The following is a 19,177-nucleotide window of genomic DNA, read 5'->3' on the forward strand; positions in this document are numbered from 1 at the left end:
AACGTGCTAGCAATAGAGCACAAGGATACCGTCTGTACATTGTGAGGAGATGTCATGTCCGCTATCGATCCCGTTGTCATCGTTTCCGCCACGCGCACGCCGCTCGGCCGTTTTCAGGGAGAACTCTCATCCTTGCAGGCGCCTGAGCTTGGTGCGCATGTCATCCGCGCTGCGCTGGAGCGCGCCGGCTTGTCGGCTGATCGGGTGGATGAAGTATTGTTCGGCTGCGTCCTGCCCGCAGGGCAAGGGCAGGCGCCGGCCCGGCAGGCCGCACGCGGGGCTGGCCTGCCGGATGCCGTCGGCGCGACGACGATCAACAAGGTCTGCGGTTCGGGCATGAAGGCGACCATGCTGGCGCATGATCTGTTGCTCGCCGGCTCGGCCTCGATTGTGGTGGCAGGCGGCATGGAATCGATGTCGAACGCGCCCTATCTGCTCGCCAAGGCGCGAGGCGGTTATCGCATGGGCCATGACCGTATCTTCGACCACATGATGCTCGACGGGCTGGAAGATGCCTACGAGAAGGGCCGCTCCATGGGCGACTTCGGCGAAATGGCGGTAGAGGCCTACCAGTTCACCCGCGACGATCAGGATGCTTATGCTGTGGAGACCTTGTCGCGCGCCCGCGCCGCGGGTGAGAACGGCGCCTTCGGGGCAGAGATCACCCCGATCTCGGTGGCTGCCAAGGGCGGTCCGGTGACGATTGCCAAGGACGAGCATCCGCAAAAGGTTTCGCCGGAAAAGATCCCGACCCTGAAGCCCGCTTTCCGCAAGGATGGCACCATCACGGCTGCCAGCGCCTCGGCCAACGCCGATGGCGCCGCCGCGCTCATCTTGACACGCCGTTCGGTCGCCGAGCGCGAGGGCTTGCCGATCCTTGCCGAAATCAAGGCGCATGCCACCCATTCGCAAGAGCCGGCCTGGTACACCACGGCGCCCATCCCCGCGATCCGCAAGGTGCTTGATAAGACAGGCTGGAAGGTCGGCGATGTCGATCTCTTCGAGATCAACGAGGCCTTTGCCGTCGTCGCCATGGCCGCCGCCAAGGATCTCGGCATTGCGCGCGATCGCCTCAATGTCAATGGCGGCGCCTGCGCGCTTGGCCACCCTATCGGCGCGACGGGTGCGCGGCTGATCGTGACCTTGCTGCATGCCCTCGAACGCCAGGGTTCAACGCGCGGCATCGCTGCCCTCTGCATTGGCGGCGGCGAGGCGACGGCCATTGCGGTGGAGCGGGTTGGGTGAGTGAGGCAAAGGCAGGTCATGCGTGCCTGCCAATGCCGCGATAAGGTGCCTGGCCCCTCACCCCAACCCTCTCCCCCGCAGGCGGGGCGAGGGGCTACACCGTACCTCTGGCTACCCTATGCTCAAGCCGGCCGCTTTGCGCGGTCGTCCCTTCTCCCCGCATGAGCGGGGAGAAGGCTAGGATGAGGGGCCACGCTAGCAGGCGCGGCAGCGGCGAGTGCGCCTGACCTGCCGCTGTAATGGTCTCACCCCTCCGACAGCTCCTCCAGAATCGGGCAATCCGGCCGCTCATTGCCGTGGCAGGCGTGCACGAGGTGTTCCAGCGTGCGGCGCAGTTCGGTGAGTTCGCGGATCTTGCGGTCGATTTCGACAAGCTTGGTGCTGGCGATATCCTTGACGTCGGCGCTGGCGCGGCTCTTATCTTCGTAGAGCGCCAGCAGCTGCCGGCACTCCTCGACCGAGAAACCGAGGCCGCGCGAGCGATGCAGGAAGCGCAGCTTATGCACGTCATCGGCGCGATAGTCGCGATAGCCGTTGTCGCTGCGGTCGGGGCGGATGAGGCCGATATCCTCATAGTAGCGGATGGTCTTGGCCGGCAGGCCGGAGCGGCCGGATGCTTCGCCGATGTTCATGTGCTTTCTCCTTATCTTGCCAGCCGCAATCTCAGTGCATTGGCGATGACCGAGACCGAGGACAGGCTCATGGCGGCGGCGGCAATCATCGGCGACAGAAGCAGGCCGAAGACCGGATAGAGCACGCCGGCAGCCAGCGGCACACCGAGCGCATTATAGCCGAAGGCAAAGGCCAGGTTCTGCTTGATGTTGCGGATCGTCGCTTCCGAGAGGCGGCGTGCCCGGACGATGCCGTTGAGATCGCCCTTCACCAGCGTAATGCCGGCGCTTTCCATGGCGACATCAGCGCCCGTGCCCATGGCGATGCCGACATTGGCTGATGCAAGTGCCGGTGCGTCATTGACGCCGTCGCCGGCCATGGCAACGATATGGCCCCTGGCGCGCAGCTCGTCGATCAAGGCCTTCTTGCCTTCGGGCAGCATATCGGCACGCACTTCGTCGATGCCGAGCTGAGTGGCGACAGCGGCGGCGGTCTTGCCGTTGTCGCCGGTTGCCATGACGATCTTCAGGCCGCTGTCGTGCAGCGCCTTGATCGCGGCTGCGGTCGTTGGCTTGATGCGGTCGGCAACGGCGACGAGGCCGGCCAGCTTGCCGTCGATGGCAACGAACATCACGGTCTTGCCTTCGCCGCGCAGGCGTTCGGTCTCGGACTTCAATACATCGGTCGAGACAGAGAGGCCGGCCATCATCGCGGCGTTGCCGAGTGCGACGCTGGTCTCGCCGGCGCGGCCTTCGACGCCCTTGCCTGTTGTTGCCGCAAAACCGGAGATCTCGACGAAATGGGCTCCGCGCTCCTCGGCGCCGGCAACGATGGCTTCGGCAAGCGGATGTTCGGAGCCACGCTCGAGGCTGGCGGCGAGCGACAGCAGGCGAGCTTCCTCGATGCCGCCAGCCGTGACGATGTCGGTCAGGTTCGGCTTGCCTTCGGTGAGCGTGCCGGTCTTGTCGACGATCAAAGTGTCGACCTTCGCGAAGCGTTCCAGCGCCTCGGCGTCACGCACCAGCACGCCTTCCTGCGCGCCACGGCCAGTGGCGATCATGATCGACATCGGCGTTGCCAGTCCGAGCGCGCAGGGGCAGGCGATGATCAGCACCGCGACTGCGGCGAGCAGCGCATGCGCCAGTCTCGGTTCCGGCCCGACAAAGGTCCAGACGGCAAAGGCGATGACGGCAGCCGCGACGACGGCAGGCACGAAGACGGCGGAGACACGATCGACCATCGTCTGGATCGGCGCGCGCGACCGCTGCGCCTTGGCGACGAGTTCGACGATGCGCGACAGCGTCGTATCGGCGCCGACCTTTTCGGCGAGCAGGATCAGCGAGCCGTTCTTGTTGATCGTGCCGCCGGTCAATGCGTCGCCCTTGGTCTTTTCGACCGGGAGGGGTTCGCCCGTGATCATCGATTCATCGATGGTCGACTGCCCTTCGGCGACCGTGCCGTCGACGGGCACGCGCTCGCCAGGACGGACGCGCAAGCGGTCGCCGACCGCGATCTCGTCGACCGGTACGTCCACTTCACTGCCGTCGGCGCCGATGCGACGGGCGGTCTTTGGCGCGAGATCGAGCAGGGCGCGGATGGCCGAGCCGGTGCGCTCCCGGGCCTTCAGCTCCAGCACCTGGCCGACGAAGACCAGAGCGACGATGACCGATGCTGCCTCGAAGTAAACGGGTATGGCTTCGCCATGGCCGCGAAAACTCATGGGGAACAGGCCGGGTGCAAGGGTGGCAATGAGGCTGTAGAGATAGGCGGTGCCGACGCCGAGGCCGATCAGCGTCCACATATTCGGGCTGCGATTGACAAGGGAATTCCAGGCGCGACGGAAGAAGGGCAGGGCTGCCCAGAGCACGACCGGCGTCGCCAGGACGAGTTCGATCCATGTGGCGATGGGTTCGCCGATCCATTCGCGGAGGGGTAGACCGACCATCGGGCCCATGCTGATGGCGAGCAGCGGCACCGAGAGGGCGGCGCTGATCCAGAGACGATGGGTGAAATCGATCAGTTCCGGGTTCGGGCCCTCGTCGGCGGCCGGCACGCCCATGGGCTCAAGTGCCATGCCGCATTTCGGGCAATCGCCGGCATGGTCGCTGACGACCTCGGGATGCATGGGGCAGGTATAGAGCGTTCCCTTCGGCACCGGCTTTGGCGCGGGCCTGTTGCCATTGAGATAGGCTGACGGATCCGCCTCGAACTTGGCCTTGCAGCCGGCCGAGCAGAAATAGAATTTCTCGCCTTCATGCTTCAGGAAATGGCGTGCCGTGGCGCGATCGACCGTCATGCCGCAGGTCGGGTCCTTGGCAGTGAGATAGGTTTCCGGCGCCGCCTCGAACTTGGTCTTGCAGCCGTTGCAGCAGAAATGGAAGGTGCGGCCCTGATAATCGAGCGACGGCTTGCTGGCGTTCGGATCCACGGTCATGCCGCAAACGGGGTCACGCGTCACCGCCTCCTGCGGCTGGCCGTCATGATGATGATGATGATCGTGGCCATGATGGCTGTGATCGTGTTCGTCGTGCAATGCCATGTCAAACTCCATTGCTCCGAAGGGAGCGTTGGATAGGGTTATGAACCTTCCCGTCACTGGAAGGTCAAGACAAAAAATAGGAATTGCCGTCCACAGTTTACAGAGGTCGCTTTCTATCTCGCAGCTTGTCGCGGTGATAGGTTCCGTAAGACCGATTCAATGATGCGATTCCAATGCGATATGATTTGACCACTCTTCCGTTGACGACGCTTCTGCCCGCCATCGTCAAGGCAGAGGACATGCTGGCGCGGCTGGATGAGCGTGTTCTCCGGCATGTGGTGGCAGACGGCTTTCGCGAACGCGGGCATTTTTTCGATGCCGCCGGTGCGCTCTGGGTCGGCGGCGAGCTGGTGCATGTGGAGGACCTCGTGCTGCACGATGCGCGCATGGATGCCCGTGCTCCGACGCATGAGCTGACGATTGCCCACGCCGTGCTGCGGAGCCGGCGACGCCTCTGGAATGCGGAGCCTTCCTGGGGGTTGGAGCCGGCCGGGCTTGCGGCCTTGCGTGGCGATACCGGCGAGGCCGAAGACGCTGTCCCGCGGCGTCCGGCGTCCATCGAGGTTGCGGAGTCCGAGACACAAGAGGAAGAGGAGGATGATTTCGGCGTCGATTTTGCCGAGATCGATGCCATCCTCGCCCGATCCGACAAGATCCTGAATGGCGGTGTTCCGGAGAGCAAGCCGGAGACGATCCACGATCCGCTCGCCCTGGTGCTCGACGTGGATTGGGACGAAAACGAGCGCCTGGAGAGCTGGCGCGCCGTGATCCGCGAGGCCGACATGCTGCCGCCGGTGCTCGGTGCGGCGGTACTTTTCGATGCGTGGGAGCGGATCGAGCCGCTGAGGCGGCAGCATTGGCTCGGCGGTCTGCTGGTCAGTGCCTATCTGCGCAGCCGTGGCAAGATCACCTCGCATCTGTTCTGCCTGAATATCGGCCTCAAAGCCGTCCGGCATGACCGTCGGCGTTCATCGGATCGCATCACACGCCTGTTAGCATTTCTGGAGGCCATGGCACTCTCGGCCGATTCGGGCCTCAAGGAGCTGGATCGCCTGTCGCTCGCCAAGCTGCAGATGGAGTTACGACTGAAAGACCGGCGTTCGAACAGCAGCCTGCCCGAAGTCATCGATATCGTGCTGTCGAGACCGATCGTCTCGGCGAAGATGATAGCCCGCCATGTCGGCGTCACCCCGAGGGGCGCGCTCAATCTGGTGAGCGAACTCGGCTTGCGCGAGATGACCGGCCGCGGGCGCTATCGCGGCTGGGGTGTGCTCTGATCCGGCAGACAGCGGCAACTTGCGTCCGCACCAACCTTTTGCCAGTACAACCCTAGTTTTATGAAATGTAACAAATTATTTCGCTAAGTCGCCGCAAAAATGGACAAAATTTAATGGCTATACCAAATTCCTAAGCGACACGATGCAAGCTAAAGTCGCGCCATAAAACAGCGGCGGATCTTCGATCGCCGGAGGCTTTGAAGGAAGGTGGATTGATGGCTCGTGCATTTCGGGTCGTAATGTCGTTGGCGGTGATCGGTGCGGTGGGCTATGGCGCCTACGCGACTCGCGATCTGTGGCTTGCCAGCGCCGAACGGCTACTTGGCTATCAGAATACCTCGGCCGCCGCGCAGCAAGCTCAAGGTCAGCGTCGCAACGGGCAAGGACAGGGCAGCGGCGGGGGACGGCGCGGAGCGTCGCAGTTCAGCGGTCCGGTGCCGGTGCTGGCGGCTGACGCAAAGACGGCCGACGTGCCCGTCTACATCAATGGCGTCGGCTCGGTGAAGGCCTTGAATACCGTGACGGTGCGCGCGCAGGTCAGCGGCAGAATCGTCGAAATCGATTTCGTCGAGGGCCAGGACATCAAGAAGGGCGATGTCATCGCCCGCATCGACGATTCCGTCTACAAGGCGCAGCTCGATCAGGCGATTGCCAAAAAGGCGCAGGACGAAGCCCTGCTGGCCGGCGCCCAGCGTGACCTTGCCCGCTATCAGCTGATGGTGAAGACCGCCTCGGGCACGCAGCAGCAGGTGGACACGCAAACGTCGCTGGTGGCGCAATATACGGCCCAGATAAAGGCTGATGTGGCAGCCATAGAAAGCGCGCAGGCGACGCTCGACTATACGACGATCAAGGCGGCCTTCGATGGGCGCACCGGTATCCGCAACGTCGATATCGGCAACCTCGTCAGCTCCGGCGACACGACCGGCATCGTGACGCTGTCGCAGATCAAGCCGATTTCCGTGCTGTTTTCCATTCCGCAGCAGCAGCTTGCGCGCGTCAATGCCGCCAACGCGGCCGGAACGCTCGCCGTCCAGGCCATGGGCAACGACGGCGAAACGGTCGTCGACAATGGTAATCTCCAGGTGGTCGACAACCAGGTCGATCCGACGACCGGAACTGTCAAGCTGAAGGCGAATTTTCCCAATGACAAGCTGGCGCTTTGGCCCGGCGCCTTCATCAATGCCCGTCTGCTTGTCGAGACGCTGAAGGACGTCATCGTCATCCCGAGCGCTGCTGTCCAGCGTGGGCCGAACGGTACCTTCGTCTACATCATCAAGCCGGATGAGAGCGTTGCGATGAAGACGGTGAAGGTGCGCCAGCAGGATGACACGCTGGCTGTCATCACCGATGGCGTGGCCACCGGCGACAAGGTGGTGACGACGGGCTTTGCCCGGCTTCAGGATGGATCGAAAGTACAGATTTCGGCCAATCCCGGTCAGGCTGCGCCGGATGCGCCGGCAGCGGACGATCAGGGCCAGCCGGTCGCCGAGAACGATCCGCAAGGCGGTCAGAACAACGCTGCCGGAGGCCAGCAACAGCATCATCGGCACAATGGTCAGGGCGGCAATGGCGGTCATCGCGGCCAGAATGCCGCCGGCGCCGAACAGGGCAAGGATTCCAGCGCCGGCACGCCTCCGGCCTCAGCCCCCGCAACGCCGACACAGCAACAATGAATGTTTCGTCGCTCTTCATTGGCCGGCCTATCGCAACCTCGCTTCTCGGGGTCGCGGTTCTCCTGGGCGGCATTCTCGGCTTTCTCTTCCTGCCGGTGGCACCGCTGCCGCAGGTGGATTTCCCGACGATACAGGTGACGACGCAGCTGCCGGGCGCCGATCCCGATACGATGGCGGCGCTGGTGACGGCGCCGCTGGAGCGGCCGCTCGGCCAGATCCCATCACTGGTGTCGATGACGTCTTCGAGCGCCTTCGGCATCAGCCAGATCACGCTGCAATTCGATCTCGGCCGCGATATCGATGGGGCGGCGCAGGACGTGCAGGCGGCGATCAATGCCGCCGGGTCGACGCTGCCGCGCACGCTTCCCTACCCACCGACCTATTCGAAGGTGAACCCGGCCGATACGCCGATCGTGACGCTGGCCTTGCGCTCCAACAGCTACTCGATCCGCGAACTCAGCGACTTCGCCGATACGATGATGGCGCAGCGGCTGAGCGAGGTTTCCGGCGTCGGCGACGTCAATATTCAGGGCGGCGTCAAGCCGGCCATCCGCATACAGGTCGATCTTCCGCGCCTTGCCTCCTATGGCTTGGCTCTGGAAGACATTCGCTCGGCCATCACCAATGCCAGCGTCGCCGGGGCAAAGGGCTCGCTGGATGGCACCCAGCAGAGCTTCACGCTTGCCGCCAACGACCAGATCGTCGACCCCAATATCTATAAGTCTGTCATCGTCGCCTATCGCAACAGCGCGCCGGTGCAGTTGAAGGATGTGGCGACCGTCGTCGAAGGATTGGAGAATAATCGCGTCGGCGCCTGGTATCAGGGGCAGCCGGCCGTCATTCTCGATATCATGCGCCAGCCGGGCGCCAACGTCATTCAAACCGTCGAGAATGTGCTGAAGCAGCTTCCGAAGCTGAAGCAGGCCATGCCGGCCGGCGTTTCCCTCGATATCGTCAACGACCGCACCGAGACGATCCGTGCTTCGATCCATGACGTGCAGTGGACGCTGGTCATCAGCATCGGGCTGGTCATCCTCGTCGTCCTGCTTTTCCTACGTACGGTGACGGCGACGTTCATTGCAGGCGTTGCCCTGCCGCTGTCACTCATTGCGACCTTTGGCGTCATGTGGTTTGCCGGTTTCAGCCTCGACAATCTCTCGCTGATGGCGCTGACCATCGGCACCGGTTTCGTCGTCGACGATGCCATCGTCATGATCGAGAACATCGCCCGCCATATCGAGGAGGGCGAGAACCCGATGCAGGCGGCGCTGAAGGGCGCGGGCGAAATCGGCTTCACGATCATATCGCTGACAGTCTCGCTGGTGGCGGTATTCATTCCGCTGCTGTTCATGACCGGGATCGTCGGGCGCATGTTCCGCGAATTCGCCCTGACGCTCACCATTGCCGTGGTCGTCTCGGCCGTCGTTTCCCTGACGCTGACGCCGATGATGTGCGCCCGGATTCTGCGCAAGCCTAAAGAGCGCAAGGGCGGCATCCTGGCGGGCACCGACCATTTCATGGAGCGGCTGATCGAGGGTTACCGCCGCAGTCTCGTCTGGGCCGTCGACCGCAGCACTCTCATGCTTTTGGTGACGGCGGTAACGCTGGCTGCGACCGTCGCGCTCTATATCGTCATTCCGAAGGGCTTTCTGCCGGCCCAGGATACGGGCCTGATCACCGCCGTCGTCGAGGCCGAACCGACGACGTCCTTCGAGACCATGAAGCAGATACAGGCAACCGTTGCCGACCGCCTGCGCAAGGATCCGGATGTGACCGGCGTTGTTGCCGTCATCGGTTCCAGCGCCAGCAATCTGACGCTGAACACCGGCAATCTCAGCCTGGTACTAAAGCCGAGGAACCAGCGTGATGCCTCCGCCGATCAGATCATCGACCGGATGCGGGATGAGGTCACCGGTCTGCCCGGCATCCACGTCACCTTCCAGAGCGTACGCGACATTTCGATCAGCACCCGCGCAAGCCGGGCACCCTATCAATATACGTTGACCGGTACGGATACGGCCACGGTGGTCGATTGGTCCGCCAAGCTGGCGCAGCGGCTGCAGGAAAGCCCGAAGCTGATCGATGTCTCCTCCGAGGTGGAAATGGGTGGCGGTCGCATCTTCGTCGATGTCGACCGCGAAACTGCCTCGCGGCTCGGCGTATCCATGCAGGCCGTCAGCGATACCCTGAATGATGCCTTCGGCCAGCGCCAGATCGCCACCATCTACGGGCAGGCAAACCAGTATCGCGTCATCCTCGAGGCGGCGCCGCAATATCAATCGGATCCGAAATCGCTCGACAAGCTCTATGTTGCCGGCGCCAGCGATACGCAGGTTCCGCTTAATGCCTTCACGACGGCCACCTTCACAACGGCGCCGCTGGTCATCAGCCATGACGAGCAGTTTCCGGCCGTGACCATCAGTTTCGATATCGCCAAGGGTGCTTCGCTGAGTGACGCCGTGGCCGAGGTCAAGGCGGCCGAGCGGGATATCGGCATGCCTGACAACATCCAGCGCAAATATTCAGGTGATGCCGAGGAGTTTGCCTCCTCGCTTGCCGGCGAACCCTGGCTGATCCTTGCCGCCGTCGTCACGATCTACATCGTGCTCGGCCTTCTCTACGAGAGCGCCGTGCATCCGATCACCATCCTTTCGACGTTGCCGTCTGCCGGCGTTGGCGCGCTGCTGGCGCTGATGCAGTTCGGCCAGGATCTGTCGATCATCGCCTTGATCGGCATCGTGCTGCTTATGGGTATCGTGAAGAAGAACGCGATCATGATGATCGACTTCGCATTGGAGGCGGAGCGCAAGGAGGGGCTTGCACCGCGCGAGGCCATTCTGAAGGCGTCGATCCTGCGTTTCCGGCCGATCATGATGACGACGCTGGCAGCGCTCTTCGGCGCGCTTCCATTGGCGCTGGCACAGGGCACGGGCGCCGAACTGCGCATTCCGCTCGGCATTACCATCATCGGCGGCCTCGTGCTTTCGCAGCTTCTGACGCTCTATACGACGCCGGTCATCTATCTGGCCTTCGAGAGCCTGCGGGCCCGCGTCGTGGGGCGGACGAGCGGCATGCCCAGCCCCGAGATCAATGAAATGGCGGGTGACGAGACATGAACATCTCCGAGCCATTCGTCAAACGCCCTGTTGGCACGACGCTTCTGGCGATCGGATTGATGATTCTCGGCTTCGTCGCCTATCGTTTTCTGCCGGTCGCAAGCCTGCCGACCGTCGATCTGCCCACCATCGTCGTCTCCTCCAGCCGTCCCGGCGCCGATCCTGCCAGCATGGCGGCGAGCGTTGCTGCTCCTTTGGAGCGGCATCTCGGCACCATAGCCGGCGTCACGCAGCTGACGTCCGTCAGCTCGCTCGGTTCGAGCACCATCATCGTGCAGTTCGATCTCTCACGCAGCGTCGATGGCGCGGCGCAGGATGTGCAGGCGGCATTGAATGCTGCCGCGACCGACCTGCCAGGCGATCTGCCGACCCTGCCGTCCTTCCGCAAGATCAATCCGGCTGCAGCTCCTGTCCTCATCCTGGCGCTGACCTCGGACAATGTGGCACCCAGCGCCATATATGATGCGGCGGATACGGTGGTCGTGCAGCGTATCTCGCAAGTGGACGGCGTTGGCGGCGTGACGGTCAGCGGCGCGGATCAGCCGGCGGTGCGCGTGAGGCTCGACCCCGACCGTCTCTCGGCCATGGGCCTGTCGCTCGACGCCGTCCGCACGGCGATCGTCAACGCCAATGTGCTCGGCCCCTTCGGCTCCATCGACGGCGCCAGCGGCGCCTTCTCCATTGCCGTGAACAGCCAGTTGCGGACGCCGGAAGCCTATGGACGTATCATCATTCAGAGCGGCGACGGTACGGCCGTGCGTCTTTCCGATATTGCCACCGTCGAGCCGGGCGTGCGCAACAGCCGCTCCGACGCCTGGTATGACGGCAAGCCGGCGGTGCTGCTCAACATCACGAAACAGGCCGATGCCAACGTCATTTCCACCGTCGACGGCGTCAAGGAACTGATCCCGGAGCTGCAGCGGCTCATTCCCGCCGGCGTCAAGATCGACATCCTTTCCGACCGCACCACGACGATCCACGCCAGCGTCAACGACATGCAATGGACGCTGCTTGCCACCATCTGCCTGGTCATGGGCGTGGTTTTCGTCTTCCTCAGGCGCGCGACGCCGACCTTTGCAGCTGGCGTGACGGTGCCGCTGTCGCTGGCCGGAACCTTTGCGGCGATGTGGCTGTTCGGATTGTCGATCGACAATCTCTCACTGATGGCGCTTGCCGTATCCGTCGGCTTCGTCGTCGACGATGCCATCGTCATGATCGAGAATATCTACGCCAATCTGGAAACCGGCATGAAGCCGATGAAGGCGGCGCTCGAGGGGGCGAAGCAGATCGGCTTTACTGTTGTTTCGATCAGCCTGTCGCTGCTCGCTGCCTTCATCCCGCTGTTCTTCATGGGCGGCATTGTCGGGCGCTTCTTCCAGACCTTCTCGCTGACACTCGGCTTCACCATCGTCGTCTCGACGCTGGTGTCGCTGACGTTGACGCCGATGATCTGCGGTCATCGCCTTCGTCAGCACGACATCGATGCTCGACCGGGCCCGTTTGGCCGCCTCGTCGAAGGAACGCTCGGGGCTGTCACGTCTTTCTACGGCCGGACGCTGAAGGCGGTGCTGCATCATCGCGTGCTATCCGTGCTCGTTATCATCGCTTGCGTCGTCATGACGGCCTATCTCTACGTCAAGGTGCCGAAGGGTTTCATTCCGCAGGATGACACCGGGTTTATTCAGGGCGGGACGCAGGCTGCGACCGACATCTCCTATCCGGCCATGGTCAAATTGCAGCAGCAGGCGGCGGATATCGTCGCTAAGGACCCCGCGGTCTCGGGCCTTGGTTCCTCCGTCGGAGGCGGCGGCTTCTCCAGCTCCATCAATCGCGGGCAGCTTCTGATTTCGCTCAAGCCGGAATCGGAACGGGTGTCGACGGCCGAGGTCATCAACAGGTTGCGCAAGCAGCTGATGGCCGTTCCAGGGCTGAGTACATTCCTGTTTTCGCCCGGCGATATCCGGGCCGGTGCGCGCCAGTCGCAGTCGCAATATCAGTTCACGCTCTGGGGTGCGAATTACGACGAGCTGGTGGATTGGGCGCCGAAGGTGCTGGAGCGCATGCAAGCCCTTCCGGGACTGACTGATGTCGCGACCGACAGGCAGCCGAACGGTCTGCAGGCGACCGTGAATATCGACCGGAGTCTTGCTTCGCAGCTTGGCGTCAACATCCAGTCCATCGATGCCGCGCTGAACAATGCCTTCGCGCAGCGGCAGATTTCGACGATCTATACGCAGCGCAATCAGTATCGTGTCGTACTGGAGGCCAATCCGAACTACGCTCTGGACCCGCATGATATCTCCAAGCTCTATGTGCCGGCCTCGGGCGGCACGCAGGTCCCTCTCAGCGCTGTCGCATCGATCAGCCGGACGCTTGCCCCGCTGGTGGTCAACCACCAGGGGCAATATCCCTCGGTGACCATTTCCTACAATCTGGCGCTGGATACGCCGTTGCAGGTGGCGAACGATGCCATCCAGAAGGCGGTGCTTGAGATGCACTTGCCCGATACGCTGCATGCGGATTTCGCCGGCGATGCGGCGAGCGTCTCGCAGTCGTCGGGCAGTCAGCCGCTGCTGCTTCTGGCGGCTTTGCTGACGGTCTATATTGTTCTCGGCATCCTCTATGAAAGCCTGGCGCATCCGCTGACGATCATCTCGACGCTGCCCTCCGCCGGCCTCGGCGCACTGCTGGCGCTCGTCATCAGCGGTACGGAACTGACGATTATCGCCTTCATCGGCATCATCCTCCTGATCGGTATCGTCAAGAAGAACGGCATCATGATGGTCGACTTTGCCCTGCAGGGCGAACGTGTGCTCGGCCTGCCGCCCGACGAGGCGATCTATGAAGCGTGCCTCAAGCGTTTCCGTCCGATCCTGATGACGACGCTGGCGGCGCTGATGGGCGCCATTCCGCTGATCATCGCGACCGGCCCGGGTTCGGAGCTTCGTCGCCCGCTCGGCATCACCATCGTCGGCGGTCTCGTGGTGTCGCAAGTGCTGACGCTCTACACGACGCCCATCATCTATCTGATGCTCGCCAAGCTGCATGCAAAATGGTCGCCGAAAGCACAGCCGGCGGCACCGGTTGTTTCATCACCCACCTAAGTGATTGGCAGATATCAATCGCAGCTGCTGATCGCGTCGCGGGGAGGGTGGCGCATGTTTCCGCGCCGAAGCCGCCACCTCTTGGCTGATGTCGGAACGGTCGCTTCCGCGGCTGCTATGCAGACAGGGTGCTCCCCGCGATCCCTTTCCCAAGTCAGATGTAACATCAAATCAAAAGGGCTCCTGCGACATTGCGGGAGCTCTTTTGATTTGAACCATATTGTGTGGATGCGCCCGCTCCCCTTTCGAGGAGAGCGGGCATGTCTTTAGTGTGCGGCACCTGTGGTCGGCGCGTCATCGGGTGATGTCACCGATGCCGTCGACTTGACCGTGCCCCTGAAGATGCGGCGCACGGAGACGAAGAGCAGCGGGATGAAGAAGACGCCGAGGACGGTGGCGGAGATCATGCCGCCCATGACACCGATGCCGATCGAGTTCTGGCTGCCCGATCCCGCCCCATTGGCAATCGCCAGCGGCAGAACGCCGAGGATGAAGGCAAGCGACGTCATCAGGATCGGCCGCAGGCGCTGTCTTGCCGCTTCAAGCGTCGCATCGATCAGGCCCTTGCCCTGGTTCTGCTGCTCGATGGCGAATTCGACGATCAGGATGGCGTTCTTGGCCGCTAGCCCGATGGTCGTCAGCAGGCCTACCTTGAAGTAGACGTCGTTCGACTGTCCGAAGATGGTTGCGGCCAGCAGTGCGCCGAAGATGCCGATCGGCACCGACAGCATAACGGCGAGCGGGATCGACCAGCTTTCGTAGAGGGCTGCGAGCGCCAGGAACACCACGAGGATGGAGATGGCATAGAGCTGGGTTGCCTGGTTGCCGGAGAGCTTTTCCTGGGCCGACAGGCTGGTCCATTCATGGCTGAAGCCGGGCGGCAGGGTCGCCATGATCTTGTCGATCTCGTTCATGGCGTCGCCTGACGAGACACCCGGTGCTGCTGCACCCTGGATTTCGACAGCCGAGGAGCCGTTATAGCGTTCCAGACGTGGCGAGCCGTAGGTCCAGTCGCCGCTGGAGAAGGCGGAGAAAGGCACCATATCGCCGCCGGAATTGCGCACATACCAGCGACCGAAGTCCTCCGGCTGCATGCGGAAATCCTTGTCGGCCTGCACGTAGACAGGCTTGACGCGGCCGCGATCGATGAAGTCATTGACGTAGGTGCCACCCCAGGCGGTCGACAGCGTCGAGTCGATATCGGACAGGGTGATATTGAGGGCGCTTGCCTTCTCCTGGTCGATATTGACGGAATATTGTGGCGTGTCTTCCTGGCCGTTCGGGCGCGTGCCGAAGAGCTTCGGACTCTTGCCGGCTGCGCCGAGCAACTGGTTGCGGGCGGCGATAAGCGCGGCATGGCCGGCGCCGTTGACGTCCTTGATGAAGAAGTCGAAGCCGCTGGAGCTGCCGAAACCGGGGATTGCCGGCGGCGCCAACGCGAAGACGCTGCCATCCTTGATCTTCGAGAAGGCACCCATGGCGCGACCAGCAATCGCCTGCGCCTTGGATTGCGGCGTCGAGCGCTTGTCGAAGTCCTTCAATCTCACGAAGACGATACCGACGTTCTGGCCCTGACCGCTGAAGCCGAAGCCTGCCACCGCGAATGCGCCGTCGACATAGTCCTTCTCGGTGTTGAGATAGTAGTCCTTCACCTGATTGAGCACAGACCAGGTGCGCGAATCCGTGGCACCCGGCGGCAACTGAATGGCCGTCAGCAGGATGCCCTGGTCTTCATCCGGCAGGAACGAGCTGGGCAGGCGGTTGAACAGGCCGGCGACGCCGACGCCGATCAACACGAAGATCACCAGGAAGACAGCGGTATAGCGGATCATGCCGTTGACGCTGCGCTGGTAGCGATGCGTTGCGCGTTCGAAATTACGGTTAAACCAGCCGAACGCGCCGCGTTCCTTGGCTCCGTGTGCCGGCTTCTTCAGAAGCGTGGCGCAAAGGGCAGGCGTCAGGATCAGGGCGACGATGACCGAGAGCACCATTGCCGAGACGATCGTCACCGAGAACTGGCGGTAGATGATGCCGACAGAACCGGAGAAGAACGCCATCGGAATGAACACGGCCGAGAGAACCGTGGCGATGCCGATCAAGGCACCGGTGATTTCCTGCATCGACTTGATCGTCGCCTCTCGCGGCGACAATCCTTCTTCCTCCATCACGCGCTCGACGTTTTCGACCACGACGATGGCGTCGTCGACCAACAGGCCGATGGCCAGCACCATGCCGAACATCGTCAACGTATTGATCGAGTATCCGAACAGAGACAGCACCCCGAAGGTACCGAGCAGGACGACCGGGACGGCAAGCGTCGGGATCAGCGTTGCGCGGAGGTTCTGCAGGAAGACGAACATGACGATGAAAACGAGCACGATGGCTTCAAGCAGCGTCTTGACCACATCTTCGATCGACAATTTGACGAACGGCGTCGTGTCATAGGGATAGACGATCTCGACATTCGGCGGCAGGGTCTGGCTGAGATTGTTGATGGTCGCCCTGACCGCTTCCGCCGTGCTGATGGCGTTGGCGCCGGATGCGAGCATCACGGCGAGACCGGACGAGGGATGGCCGTTATAGGTGCTTGCCGTCGTATAGGACGACGCGCCGAGCTCGACGGTGGCGACATCGTTGATGCGCACCAGCGAGCCATCGGGCTGGCTCTTCAGGATGATGTTTTCGAACTGCTCAGGCGTCTGCAGGCGGCTCTTGGCCGTAACGGTCGCGTTGAGCTGCTGGCCCTTGCGCTGCGGCAGCGCGCCGAGCTGGCCGGCCGAAACCTGCGAGTTCTGTGCCTGGATCGCGGCGGTGACGTCGCTGACCATCAGCTGATATTTGGCGAGCTTGTCCGGATTGACCCAGATGCGCATGGCGTAGCCAGCACCGAAGATCTGGGTGTTGCCGACGCCGTCGATGCGCTTCAGCGTATCGTTAAGCGTGCTGGAAACATAGTCCGCAAGGTCGTTGGAGCTCAGCTTGTTGTCGGTCGACACGAAGCCGACGACCATGAGGAAGTTCGATGTCGACTTGGAAACGACGATGCCTGTGGACTGCACGGTCTGCGGCAACTGCGCGGTGACCAGCTGCAGCTTGTTCTGCACCTGCATCTGCGCAACGTCCGGATCGGCCTTGTTGGTGAAGGTCACCGAGATCGAGGCCTGACCCGTCGCCGTTGACGTCGAGGTCATGTAATCGAGATTGTCGATGCCGGTCATGCCCTGCTCGATGACCTTGGTCACCGAGTTTTCGACGGTGGCGGCATCAGCGCCGGGATAGGTGGCGCTGATGCTGACCGTGGTGGGTGCGATCTGCGGATATTGCGAGATCGACAGCGTCAGGATGGACAGCGCACCTGCCAGCATAATGACGATGGCGATAACCCAGGCAAAGATCGGCCGGTCGATGAAAAAACGAGACATCGTCTAATTCTCACTTCTGAGCGCCGGAGGCGGCCTTGATATCGGTCTTTTCCAATTCGGCCTGCTGCTCTGGAGGTTTGGCGTCGGCGGCTGCCTGCTTCACCTCGCCCGTCGCATCGTCGATAGTCACCGGAGAGACGTTTACTTCCTGGCCGTCGCGGACACGCTGGCTGCCTTCGACGATCACGCGGTCGCCGTCCTTCATGCCTTCATTGACGAGCCAGCTGTTGCCGATGCTGCGCTGTACCTTCAAGACGCGCTGCTGCACCTTGTTGTCGGCAGCCACGAACATGGCGGTCGGCTCGCCCTTGGTGTTGCGGAAAACGGCGCGTTGCGGCACCAGGAAGCTGTTTTCGGCAATGCCTTCCTGAATGGTGGCGCGCACATACATGCCGGGCAGCAAGATGCGATCGGGGTTCGGGAAAACGGCGCGCACGGTGATGGTGCCGACGGTCTCGGCAACCGCCGCTTCGGCGAATTCGAGCTTGCCCACTTCCTTGTACTGGCTGCCGTCTTCCAGCGTCAGATGGACGGAGACATTGTCGCCGCTGGTCTTCAACCGGCCCTCGGCGATGGCACGACGGAATTCAAGCAGGTTGGTGCTCGACTGCGTGACGTCGACATTGATCGGATCGAGCTGGCGGATGGTCGTCAGTGCGGTCGTCTGGTCGGCGGTAACGAGGGCGCCGACGGTCACTGCGGACGCATCGACACGACCACCGATCGGCGCGCGCATCTTGGTGTAGTCGAGATTGATGCGCGCCGTTTCGAGGGCTGCTTTCGCCGATGCTACGTCGGCATTCGCCTGGGCCAGGGTGGAAACCGCATCGTCCAGATTCTGTTTGCTGACCGCGTCCTGCTGTGTGAGGCTCTTGTATCGGTCCACCTTGGACTGGGCGCTCGGCACCGCGCCCTGCGCCTTCTGCAGGGCAGCGGCGGCGCTGTCATAGGAGGCTTGGTAGGAGGCCGGATCGATCTCGTAGAGCACGTCGCCGGCCTTGACCTCGCTGCCTTCCTTGAAATTACGGTTGCGGATGATGCCGCCGACCTGGGGGCGCACTTCGGCCACGAGATAGGCGCTGGTACGGCCGGGCAGTTCTGCGGTGATCGCGACCGATTGCGGATGCAGCGCCATGGCGCTGACTTCGGTCCGCACCACAGGCGCGTTGTTCTGGGCAGCTTTCTGGTCGTTGCAGCCGGCAAGCAGCATCGTGGCGGCGACACCGGCGACGAGCATCGCAGCTCGGGTCGTCAGACGGCGAGTGGATATTGCGGGATAGATGGATGCGGAGGTGAAAGAGGCAAGCTTTCGCACGTTGCTATTTCCTGTTGCCTTATTTACAGTACGAGGTCGTACGGAAAATATTTGGATTGCTCCAAATGTCAATCGCATTCGGTTGTTGAGGTCCAGATGGAAGCACCGACGAAAGAACGGGAGGGTATGGCCGATCAGGCTGCAATACGCCGACCGCGCGGTCGTCCAAAAACCGTCAGCGACGATGAGCGGCGGGCCGAGATCGTCACCGAGGCACGGGCGACATTCTACGAACTCGGTTACGGTGGTACGACAATGGATCTCATCGCCGCCCGTTGCCGGATTTCCAAGCAGACCCTTTACCGATTGTTTCCGAGCAAGACTGATCTCTTCATGGCGATCATCGCAGATCATCGCGCTTCGATGCTGGCTTTGCCGCGTGACATCAACGAAAATCTGCCGCTCGACGAAGCGCTCGAGCAAATCTTCATGATCGACATAGACGAAGCCAAGGAGCGTGAGCGCGAGGCTTTCATTCATCTTGCCATCAGTGAATCGCAGCAATTTCCTGAGGTCGCGGCGTTGATGCACACCTACGGCGCAAAGCAGTCACAACAGATGTTGGCGGATTGGCTCAGCCTGCAGCAGCAGCGCGGTCTGATCGAGATTACCGATGTTGCAAGCGGTGCGCGCATGCTGATGGGCATGATCTTCAGCGCCATGATTTCAAAGCCGGGTCACCCCAATGATTGGCCCGATCGCGAAACGCGGCTGCGGCATTTGCGCCAATGTATCGCAATCTTCGTGGCGGGCGTGCAGCGGCGTACGAACGGTCGCTAGCAATCTCATTCCTACGTTTCAAAAATAAATGCCGATGCGGTCGCCCAACCGCATCGGCATTTTACAAGCTTCCGCCGAAGCCCGGAGTGGC

Annotated in this window: 10 protein-coding genes; 6 read left to right on the forward strand and 4 right to left on the reverse strand. The window is 62.3% G+C overall.

Annotated features, from left to right (window positions below; translation table 11 throughout):
- The first annotated feature begins 54 nt into the window (after positions 1-54).
- Entirely contained in the window at positions 55-1,245 is a 1,191-nt protein-coding gene (locus ACQZ6F_RS19905) for an acetyl-CoA C-acyltransferase (RefSeq protein WP_449093905.1), read from the forward strand.
- A gap of 245 nt (positions 1,246-1,490) precedes the next feature.
- Here the strand turns inward: ACQZ6F_RS19905 and cueR are convergent, their stop codons facing one another.
- Both cueR and ACQZ6F_RS19915 read right to left on the reverse strand, forming a co-directional pair.
- Entirely contained in the window at positions 1,491-1,877 is a 387-nt protein-coding gene (gene cueR, locus ACQZ6F_RS19910; RefSeq protein ID WP_077470796.1) for a Cu(I)-responsive transcriptional regulator, read from the reverse strand.
- A gap of 11 nt (positions 1,878-1,888) precedes the next feature.
- On the reverse strand, positions 1,889-4,396 hold the full coding sequence (locus tag ACQZ6F_RS19915) for a heavy metal translocating P-type ATPase (protein WP_449093904.1): 2,508 nt from the start codon (positions 4,394-4,396) through the stop codon (positions 1,889-1,891).
- Positions 4,397-4,569: 173 nt separating this feature from the next.
- Here ACQZ6F_RS19915 and ACQZ6F_RS19920 point away from each other — a divergent pair, with 173 nt between their 5' ends.
- The 4 genes from ACQZ6F_RS19920 to ACQZ6F_RS19935 all read left to right on the forward strand — a co-directional run bounded on the left by ACQZ6F_RS19920 (position 4,570) and on the right by ACQZ6F_RS19935 (position 13,569).
- Positions 4,570-5,673 carry an RHE_PE00001 family protein gene (locus ACQZ6F_RS19920; RefSeq protein ID WP_449093903.1) on the forward strand — a complete coding sequence of 368 codons (1,104 nt, stop codon included), beginning with the start codon at positions 4,570-4,572 and terminating at the stop codon, positions 5,671-5,673.
- 215 nt (positions 5,674-5,888) lie between these two features.
- Positions 5,889-7,349: an efflux RND transporter periplasmic adaptor subunit gene (locus ACQZ6F_RS19925; protein ID WP_449093902.1), complete on the forward strand. Its 1,461-nt coding sequence runs from the start codon at positions 5,889-5,891 to the stop codon at positions 7,347-7,349.
- Positions 7,346-10,465 carry an efflux RND transporter permease subunit gene (locus tag ACQZ6F_RS19930; RefSeq protein WP_449093901.1) on the forward strand — a complete coding sequence of 1,040 codons (3,120 nt, stop codon included), beginning with the start codon at positions 7,346-7,348 and terminating at the stop codon, positions 10,463-10,465. The genes ACQZ6F_RS19925 and ACQZ6F_RS19930 overlap by 4 nt, the downstream gene beginning before the upstream one ends.
- Positions 10,462-13,569: an efflux RND transporter permease subunit gene (locus tag ACQZ6F_RS19935; protein ID WP_077470793.1), complete on the forward strand. Its 3,108-nt coding sequence runs from the start codon at positions 10,462-10,464 to the stop codon at positions 13,567-13,569. Before ACQZ6F_RS19930 ends, ACQZ6F_RS19935 begins: the two co-directional genes overlap by 4 nt.
- 266 nt (positions 13,570-13,835) lie before the next feature.
- On the opposite strand, the gene ACQZ6F_RS19940 is transcribed toward ACQZ6F_RS19935, so the two are convergent.
- Positions 13,836-16,991 carry an efflux RND transporter permease subunit gene (locus ACQZ6F_RS19940; protein ID WP_449093900.1) on the reverse strand — a complete coding sequence of 1,052 codons (3,156 nt, stop codon included), beginning with the start codon at positions 16,989-16,991 and terminating at the stop codon, positions 13,836-13,838.
- A gap of 10 nt (positions 16,992-17,001) precedes the next feature.
- Positions 17,002-18,306, reverse strand: a complete 1,305-nt coding sequence (locus ACQZ6F_RS19945; RefSeq protein ID WP_449093899.1) for an efflux RND transporter periplasmic adaptor subunit — start codon at positions 18,304-18,306, stop codon at positions 17,002-17,004.
- 96 nt (positions 18,307-18,402) lie between these two features.
- On the opposite strand from ACQZ6F_RS19945, the gene ACQZ6F_RS19950 reads away from it, so the two are divergent.
- Positions 18,403-19,086, forward strand: a complete 684-nt coding sequence (locus ACQZ6F_RS19950) for a TetR/AcrR family transcriptional regulator (protein WP_449093898.1) — start codon at positions 18,403-18,405, stop codon at positions 19,084-19,086.
- Positions 19,087-19,177 lie beyond the last annotated feature (91 nt).

It is taken from the genome of Rhizobium sp. A22-96, assembly GCF_053521805.1.